The 9230-nt window shown below is 51.7% G+C and carries 3 protein-coding genes and 1 pseudogene; 1 reads left to right on the forward strand and 3 read right to left on the reverse strand.

What is annotated here, in order from left to right; genetic code table 11:
* Nucleotides 1–21 precede the first annotated feature (21 nt).
* Nucleotides 22–6951: a type I polyketide synthase gene (locus EOJ37_RS08710; protein ID WP_127959542.1), complete on the reverse strand. Its 6930-nt coding sequence runs from the start codon at nt 6949–6951 to the stop codon at nt 22–24.
* A gap of 1038 nt (nt 6952–7989) precedes the next feature.
* Between EOJ37_RS08710 and EOJ37_RS08715 the strand changes: the two are divergent.
* A pseudogene (locus EOJ37_RS08715) lies at nt 7990–8254 on the forward strand (transposase); the annotation flags it as partial.
* Nucleotides 8255–8358: 104 nt separating this feature from the next.
* Here EOJ37_RS08715 and EOJ37_RS08720 read toward each other — a convergent pair.
* Complete coding sequence (locus EOJ37_RS08720; RefSeq protein WP_127959543.1) at nt 8359–8775, reverse strand: hypothetical protein; 417 nt, start codon at nt 8773–8775, stop codon at nt 8359–8361.
* A 22-nt stretch (nt 8776–8797) separates the two neighbouring features.
* Nucleotides 8798–9052, reverse strand: a complete 255-nt coding sequence (locus tag EOJ37_RS08725) for a hypothetical protein (protein ID WP_127959544.1) — start codon at nt 9050–9052, stop codon at nt 8798–8800.
* Between the last annotated feature and the right edge of the window lie 178 nt (nt 9053–9230).

The raw sequence follows: 9230 nt of genomic DNA on the forward strand, positions 1-9230 counted from the left end.
CGCCCGGAGTGACTATTTCGGCTATTGCTGTTGTACCATCTGCTGACTGGCACCGGTGAATAGTGTGTAGAATGCTTTGGAAACCGTAAATGTGGCCGCTTCGATGTCGCTATAGACGTTGCCTTGCTCATCATGCAGCGTGCAGTTGGCCTGGAGCGAACTGGCGGTCTGCTGAGTCACCTGCATGGTGATGTAGAAGCTTTGATCAAAGGTGATTGGCCGATATTGTCTGATTTGGCCGATCGAGGTAGGCAAGCCCGCTTTATCGCTGTGCAGCATCAACCACAGTAATAACATCTGTAAGGCCACATCGTAGACATACAGGTTGAAACCCTCTGTGGGGAACTGTCCGGAAAGTTCAGCACCCAGTTGTGGTAAGCGTGCTTTGGCCAGCATTCCCTGTTGATCACTCTGTAGTAGCTGCTCAATGCCACGGAATGACTCACCATGAAACAGCAGCGCTCCCTGTGTCATATCGCCATACAGTGGTGCCGGTAGTGGCAGCGCAACGTCCAGCGCACCAGCGGGCGCACAACAAGGCGCAGACGCCGCCTGCTGGGCAAACGAGAGTCTGGCTTGATAATGTGCTAACGTTTTTTCTGCCAGCAAACCACTGATCACCACGTTAAAGGTCAGTGTGTCGTCGGGTTGGGCATTCGGCACCGGTTCCAGCGTCGCGTGGTAACGTTCAGCCTGGTTGCCATCAAACACAATCCCTTTCAGCACCATAAAGTCACTCACCGTGACGAGCTGATAGCCCGGTAGCTGCTCTTGGCAAACACGCACCATCCAGGCAATCGCGGCGGTTGCCGGTAATACCGGATGCTGGTTGATCACATGGTGCTGCAGAAAGCGGTTGTGGTTCAGCGTGAGCAGCCGTTCGCTCTGGTTACTGAACCGGGCGCTAGGCAGGGCGCGTTTGACACGGTAGTTATCACCCCCGATCACCACCTGTGCCTGATCCGCCAAGTCGAACTCGTGCACGAAAAATGTTCTGCCAGTCTCGAGCGGAATAATCAGCATGTTCAGTCTGTCGTAGGCGCGTTTCAGGGTGTCATTCACCATCCCCCCTTGTAATGGCCCCCAATTGATCGCACGTACTACCGGCTGTCCCGCTTTTTGTAGCGGTAGCCAGGCAAATTTATTCAAGGCTTCATTCGCCAAAGAGTAGTCCGTCTGCCCAGCGTTACCGAAGAAACTGGAGACTGAGGAGAACAGTATGATGTGACGCAGGGTGGTCACATCCAGCACTTGGCAAAGGTTATCCAGCCCTTTAACTTTCGAGTCAAACACTAAGCTTAAGTCTGCCAATGTTTTCTTTTCGATGCGTTTATCCGCCAGATTACCGGCTCCGTGAATGATGCCGCTGATCGCACCGTGCTGCTGCTGAACCTGTTTCACTACGTTCGACAACTGCGCCCGGTCGGTAATATCACAGCAGTGGTATACCGCTTCACTGCCCAACTGGCACAATTGCTGTAGTGTGTTCAGGATCTCGTCGCGATGTAGCAAGCCACTCAGCATATTATTAATTTTTACCGGTGTCGGTTGTATGCCGCTGGCTTGTAGATGGGCAATCGCTGCCGCTTTGCGCTCCGCGACTGTCTGGGCTCCCGTGGCCCAATCAGGCAATGGTGCTTCAATATCGGTGCGCCCCAGCAGCACAAAACGCGTTTGGTGACGCTGTGCCAGCGCAATCACGCAACTGGCGGTCACGCCACGTCCACCGCCGGTGACCAGCAACAGATCCTGCTGATCAATCACTGCTGCCGCTGCTTGCTCTTGCCGTGTTTGTCGATAAAGCGCCAAGGTGACACGGCTACCATCAACACCACGTCCCACCTCAGCCAAATCTTGTTGTCTATCTTGCAACTCCTCGAGCAGCGCACGTACTGCCGCACCATTTTTCAGCCGGGCATCAATATCCACCGTGCGGCAGAATGCCGATTTCCATTCAACATTCAGTGCCTTGGTTAACCCTGTCACTGACGCTGGCAGTGGCGTTGTTAACCCCCGCTGCCCGGACAGTGAAAACTGTCCATCACCCCGTGTGATGACAAAAAACCAGCTCGGCTGCTGTGCATCACGATCTAAACTGGGCTGTAACCGCCTTGCCAGTAGAAAGGTGGTTGTCAGTGAGTGATAGCCTTGTTGATCGAACAGCTCTGCGGCACTCTTGGCTTTTTTAGCGGTGTTCTGTAACCAGATCACCCCATCAATCCCGCCTTGCTGCTGCTCAATGTCACTGATCACCTGGTCTAACCCCGACTCATCTGCGGCGAGCAATTCATAGCACCCAGCAGGCCTGTTTTTCGACTTGCTTGCAGTGAGTGCCAACAGCGTCACTTGCTGGCCGAGTGTGCGAAGCTGGCTGGCTAACTCGTCACTAAAGGTTTTGCCTTCATCCACGATCAGCCAGTGGTGGCTGCCAGCAAACGTCTGCGGATTGGCATCGGCAATCGGCAGTGAGTGTAAGCCAACAGTAAAACGCTCCACAGTGGCGGGGGTTGATGCTGTAGTCAGATCGCTGGCAGTCGGCTGAACCACAGGCACAGAATCCTGCTGCGGTTCAGCTAACGGCTTTTTTAGCGCTTCACCTGCCGGTTGATCCGCCGTCGAGGCGACAAAACCGAGTGAATGCGGTGCGCTGTCAGCCGTTGCGCTAGCGGCAACTGGCTGGCTATTGGCTGTGGCAGACGGCGCAGTGCTGCTGCCTGTTGCTGCCGGTTGCGCTGTTAGCGCGGTACTCTGCCCACCGAGCCGTTGTTGCAGATCAGCCACCATTTCATCAATCATCTGTCTAAAGAAGGCTGACATTTTCTCAATGCTGCTCAACGACTCGACATTGACCATCATCGCATCGTCATTTTCTATCGGGTAACCGATATTGCGGATTTCGGTCAGGAAGGTGTCAAATATGGCACCAAAGATCTCCATCCGCTTAATCGAGTCGATACCCAGATCAGCTTCCAGATCCATCGTCGGCTCAATCATCTCCTGCAAATAACCGGTGCGCTCACTGATCACTTTGATCAGACGCGTACTGATTTCACTGCTCGTGATCGCGTTCAACTGCGCAATCTGAGCAGCCAGTTGTGTTTCATCACTGGCTGATGGCGCTGCCGCGACGGCTGGTTGGCGCGGCTGTGGGTTAGATGGTGCAACAGACTGTGGTGCCGCAACTGTTGGCAATACTGGCGGCGGCGTGTTAGCAGCGCTGCTCGGCATTGTGGCCGCTGTTAAGCTGGGTAGTGTGACATCCGCAACTGATGGCATACGCGTTGACAGTGGTGAGTTAAGCGGTGTTAACGTTGGCGCGGCTGTGCTGGCGGGTGCTACAGCTACCGGGCTGGCTGCTGGCATTGCGGCAACTGGCGACATCGGTGCGACTGGCGCACTGAACGGCGCACTTGATGACGCCGTTGGGCCGGTGACCGCCAGATTGCTGGCAACAGTACTCTGTCCGCCTTGTGTTGGCTGATAAGCCAATGAACTATGCCCTGTGACACGGCTTGCTGTCGCGCTGGATGCCCCCGTCATATGAGCGGTTGCCAGCGCCACGGGGTGCTGTTCTGACTGGAACAAGCTCTGCTGGGTAGCAAAGTAGTGTTGGTGATTGGTGTGATATAACTCCAGATTCTTATCCAACAGTTGGATACTTTGCCCCAGACTAGCAAGCATAGTGGCGAGATGTGGGTGATCACGGTAGCCTTCCAGTAACGCACACTGTTTGTTCAGCAGCGCATTTAAGAGCTGGATATATTCCTGCTGGTTGTGCTGAAACTGATGGTGCAATTGGCTCATCATCTGCTGTGCATGTAGCAGCCCTTGTAATCGATTCTCAGGATGTTCAATTAAGGAATTCATCTGTTCCATGTCATTTTCTCGCCTATGTGTAGAAATAAATGAAGCGCTGTCTGTCGTGCCAACTGAAGCTGGTGCAGGGGTGGGGGTGGCGATCTGCGCCACAACGGCTGATCGGGGTTCAGCCACAATTTTTTGCTCGGCAATAAAACGGTCAACGACTGCGGTATCGCCTTCACGCAGCGCATGTTGACGCCGCCGCTGATTCTTTTCTGAAAAATAGAATCCACCGCTGAGCCGGTAACTGAGCCGACGTGAAAGATCTTCTGTCACGGGTAACGGGCGCAGGTAACGCTGTACACCGTGCAGTGGCATACCGTAGGCCAATAAGCGTGCCTGTGCGCGTGCCAGTTGTAGCGACTCTTCACCGTTATCACTGATATTGAGTGAAATCAGTGTGTGTTCACGCTGTTTGAGGATGTCAGCAACCAGCTTACCCAGCACACCTTTCGGGCCAAACTCAACAAACACTCTGCCACCCTGCTGATAGATCGCCTCGATGGTTTCACGAAAACGCACCGGTTGGATCATCTGTGCTGCCAGTGTGTTGGCATAACTTGTTGGGTCGTTTGACCACTCGGCTGCGGCAGCACTGGAGAAGACTCGGCACCGTGCTGGATGAAATTGCAGCGTCGATAGCTCTGCCAGGAATGGCGCACAGGCAGCCTGCAACAGCGGGGTGTGAAATGCCGCCGAGACCGGCAGCAGGCGGCACTGAATGTTGTGCTGTTGCAACGCCTGATGCAGTGCCTGGATTTGAGCACGACTCCCCCCCAACACCACTTGCTCAGTTGCGTTATCGTTCGCCAACACGACTTCAGGATAACTGGCTAACCAGGGTTGAACTGCGGCAACCGACAGCGCGACTGCCAGCATGGCTCCACCATCGGCGTTCCCGCTATTAGCTTGCTCAGTTGCCTGTGCTGCTGCATGGCCGCGCGCCAGTGAGGCTCGATAAAAGTCGCTATCCGATAGTACGCCAGCAGCCCACAATGCCGTCAGTTCACCATAACTGTGGCCGACCACAAAATCAGCGCTAAACCCCTGTTCTCGTAAGGTGGCAAAGTAACCAGCACTGATTGCACCTATTGCAGGCTGTGCATTGGCAGTGTCAGTTAAATGCGCACGCTGTTGCTCGCGCTGTGCGTCAGAAAACGCCGGCGGAGGGTAGATCACCGTTGACAAGCGGTAACCGCGCGTAGCGTATGACAGGCTATCCAGTGTCTCCAGTGCCTGGCGCATCGCAGGCGAGTCGCAAGCAATATTACGTGCCATATTGACGTATTGTGAGCCTTGGCCTGGAAACAGCGCCACCACTTTACCCGCTACGTGTTGCCCTTTCGGCTGGTAATAGATGCCATGCGGATGTTCCCATCCCCGATCCCGGCTGGAGCGTAACTGCGTGACTGCCGTCTGCCAAAGTTGTGCAGCATGCTCAGCACTGCTGGCCACCAACACCAAACGCGCCTGTTCTGCCGGCAGGGCAGTCAGATCCTGCTCAGCCAGATGTTGCCGTAGTGCTGTTGCGGCATTGCCACCATTGAAAAGTTGGCTGACTTGCTGGCAGCGTGCCAACAACTGTTCGCCATCAGCCGCAGTAAGCAGCAGGATATGTGTCGCAGCGTTAAGCTGATAACGCTGCTCGGTGGGCTGCCGGTACTCTTCCAAAATGGCATGGAAATTGGTGCCACCAAAACCAAATGCACTCAATGCGGCACGACGTGGGGCGCCATCATTCGGCTGTAACCACGGGCGTGGTTCACTGTTGAGATAGAACGGGCTGTTTTCGTCAGTTAATGCGCTCACCGGTTGCTGCACGTTGATTGACGGCGGCAACACCTTTTGCTGTAACGCTAACGCAACCTTGATCATCGAGGCGGCACCGGCGGCACAACGGGTATGGCCGATCTGCGATTTTATGCTGCCAATCGCAATCGAGTGCGCGGGTAATTCGGTATCGTTGAAAATCGTGTGCAGACTCTTCAACTCAGTATTGTCACCAGAGATAGTGCCCGTGCCATGTGCTTCAATCAGCTGGATATCGCTGGGTTTAATTCCAGCCCGTGCATAGGCGCGCGTTAACGCTTTTACTTGCCCTTCATAACGTGGGGCAAAAATACTCTTTGCCCGTCCATCGCTGGAAGCTTCGAGCGATTTGATCACCGCATAAATGCGGTCCCCCGCCTGCTCGGCATCTTGTAACCGTTTTAGCAACAACATGCCGATACCATCGCCCAACATGATGCCGTCAGACTGCTGATCAAACGGGCGCGAGCAGTTAGTTTTTGACAGTGCCGGCGTTTTACTAAAACAGAGAAATGAGAATACCGAATTTTCCAGGTTCAAACCGCCCGTGATCACCGCATCACAACTTCCAGAATGCAGTTCTCCGATAGCAGCTTTAATCGCCGCCAAGCTACTGGCACAGGCGGCATCGACCATGTAAGAAGTGCCACCCAAATCAAAATAGCTGGCAATACGACCACAGGCGACATTGCCCAAAAAACCGGGAAAACTGTCTTCATTCCACTCCAAGTAAAGGTCAAGGACTCGCGCGATGACCTCTTCCGCCACTTCAAGCGATAACCCTGCTTTCACCATCACTTCACGCAGATGAGGTGCCTGCTGACGTGCAGCGAGTGAAAATGAGGTGTTACCGTTGCCCCCACCACCGAGAATAACGCCGATGCGATCACGATCGAGGCAACTATTTTGCTGATCGAGTAAGCCGGCATCCTGCATTAACTGCCGGGCGGTGTAGAGCGCAAATAGCTGAGCTGTGCTGATCGAATCAACAATCGCCGGTGGGATCTTAAATGCCACTGGATCAAAATCAATCTCCGGCACAAACCCCGCCTTGTAAGCATAGGTTTTATCTGCCGCCGTTACGTCTGGATGATAAAAATCCTCTTTCTTCCAGTAATCCAGCGCCGATACAGTATCAATATCTGTTATTGAGTCTTTTTTGTTGACAATATTCTGCCAGAACTGCTGCAAATTCGCAGAGTCTGGAAAATGTGTTGCCATCGCCACAATAGCGATATCTCCACTGCTGTTGCGACTATAGTCTGAAGAGTGCTTTGACATATATCCCTCTAGTTTCAATTATGAAACAGGCACAGCTTAACTTTCCCATCCAATTAAGAGAGAACTGTGAGTAAAAAAACAATCAGGCGGAGCTAATTCTCAATAATTAACCCACATAAAAAACAAAAGCAGCACCGCCAAGACCTGAGAGCGGCCAAGGTAATAATGTTTCTGTTTTCATTCTCTGTCGGATTTAGATATTTTAAATTACGTATACATAACTCACCGTCCTTATTTTCATTAAGTGTATCTTGCGTTACTCACGCTAACGTCAACATCAATTAAGGCAATCAATAACGCCCTGCTTTTGTTTAACTACCTAAACGGGTGATGGTGAATAACAACCATTTTTGACCTAATCCGTATAACCTCTTTGGCCGGGGGTAACCAGATCCTCAATATCTAAAAATAGTTAAAATTCATTAGATAACATTATATGTTAAAAAATTTTACATATCAACATGGTGAAAAACATCGTTTTAGATTGAATTCCAATCAATCAAACTGTTATAAAACAATAAAATAAAACAAAAATATTGCACAGACTGGCACGCCCTGGCATTGTGCGGGGAAGATAAGATTTTAATTCTGAATTAAGCAAAAATAATAAAATAAAAACCTATAAATTTACATAAAAATATCTTGTCAATTGGATGGGTGGCCGGCATAATCGGCGCACCACTTGTTAGCCCGCAGCAATACTGGCAATAACTAACAGCGGTTAATTTCTGGTTGCTGTTCAATTAGCAACTTGCTATCGGGTAAGTGCTCACCTATTATTGAAAAAATTATCCCGTATTCCGTTAACCGCAACTAGCCGTCTGCTCTATGAGTGCAATATCATAAAGAGCATTGGGATAAACACGCCAGCAAAAAAATAATAAAAGAAAAATAAAATCACACTATTACAATTAATTGAGCCGTGTATAACCTCAACCAGCTTTAATAATTATCCAACCGGTAGATCATATTAGGATGTGTCCCGTCACTATTTTTTGTACAATTTAGCGATATTTAGTCGAGAAGAGGCTTTTGAATTTGGCTCGTTATGATGTCCCTGATGAGGCTTGGGCGCTCATTTCCACCCTGTTGCCGCCTGAACGTAATCGTGTAAGGGGCGGTCGACCCTACCTTGAGCATAGGCCTGTAATGAACGGGATCTTTTGGGTACTTTGCTCTGGTGGCTCCCTGGCGAGATCTTCCTGAAAGGTATGGCAATTGGAAAACGATTTACAACCGCTTTAAACTGGATACCCAGCGGTATAAGAAACGCAATGTGGTCGAGCGGTGCTTTGGGATGTTAAAAGAACATCGTCGCATTGCCACTCGCTCGGAGAAAACCGCCAGAAATTACCTTTGCATGCTTAAATTAGGCTCTGTTCGGTTGTTTTTAAAGCGGTTATTGGGTTAAGGGACACAGCCTAGTTCTACAGAGCAGTGATATTCCGGTAGTGGGTCTGTTTCTGGCCAGTTTGCGATATTCGGGCGGCTGTCGCACAGTTCACCAACACGTAAATAGTGGTAACGGTAACCGGCCGCCTCGGCGGCCGGTTTTATCGTGGAGCCGGCTTCACCACGCTGTACACGCAGTGGGCGCTGTGCCATCTCCTTCACCAGTGCCTGGGCGCCGAGCGTGATATACGCCGGGATCGCCATCAGTTTCTCTTCACGAATGATGCCGTTAGGCTCTCTGAGCTGGTAAGGCATGTTGGTAACCGGTTGCCCCTGTTTATCCAACAGTTCAATCTCTACCCAGTGGCGTAATAAATCACAGGAATAGTGGGTCGGTGGGCGTTTGCGTGGTGTGTTTTCGCCGGTGGTCATGATAAAGACACTCCTTATTTGGTTAATCAACCACGTCCACCGTTTCACTGGCTACCGTTTTACCCGCATGGCTCGCCGCTCCAGTTACCCCTTTGGCGATGGCCTTACCCCCCGATTTCGCCAGCCCACCAATCCCTGTTGCCAATGAAACGGTAGTGGCAATCACATCGCCACCTTCTTGCGCGGGATTACTCATCTCTAAACGGATAGCATCAAAGCTGACAGCATCGACGGCATCACGCGTTAACTGAGCAGCCTCACGGGTTTGTTGTGCCATCAGTAGCCTCCTAACGTTAATAAAATACACAGCAGCCCCGCTGCCAGAAGTGCCCAGCGCTTTTTGCCGATTGTCATAGTTGCCACGCCAACGGTTGATAAGGTGGTAAACCGGTGTCGGTTGTCACCGGTTGGTGTCAGGGGCGATCGTCACGCAGGTAGAGTGATCCCCCCACTCA

The organism is Serratia microhaemolytica, from assembly GCF_004011885.1.
Lineage (GTDB): Bacteria > Pseudomonadota > Gammaproteobacteria > Enterobacterales > Enterobacteriaceae > Serratia_G > Serratia_G microhaemolytica.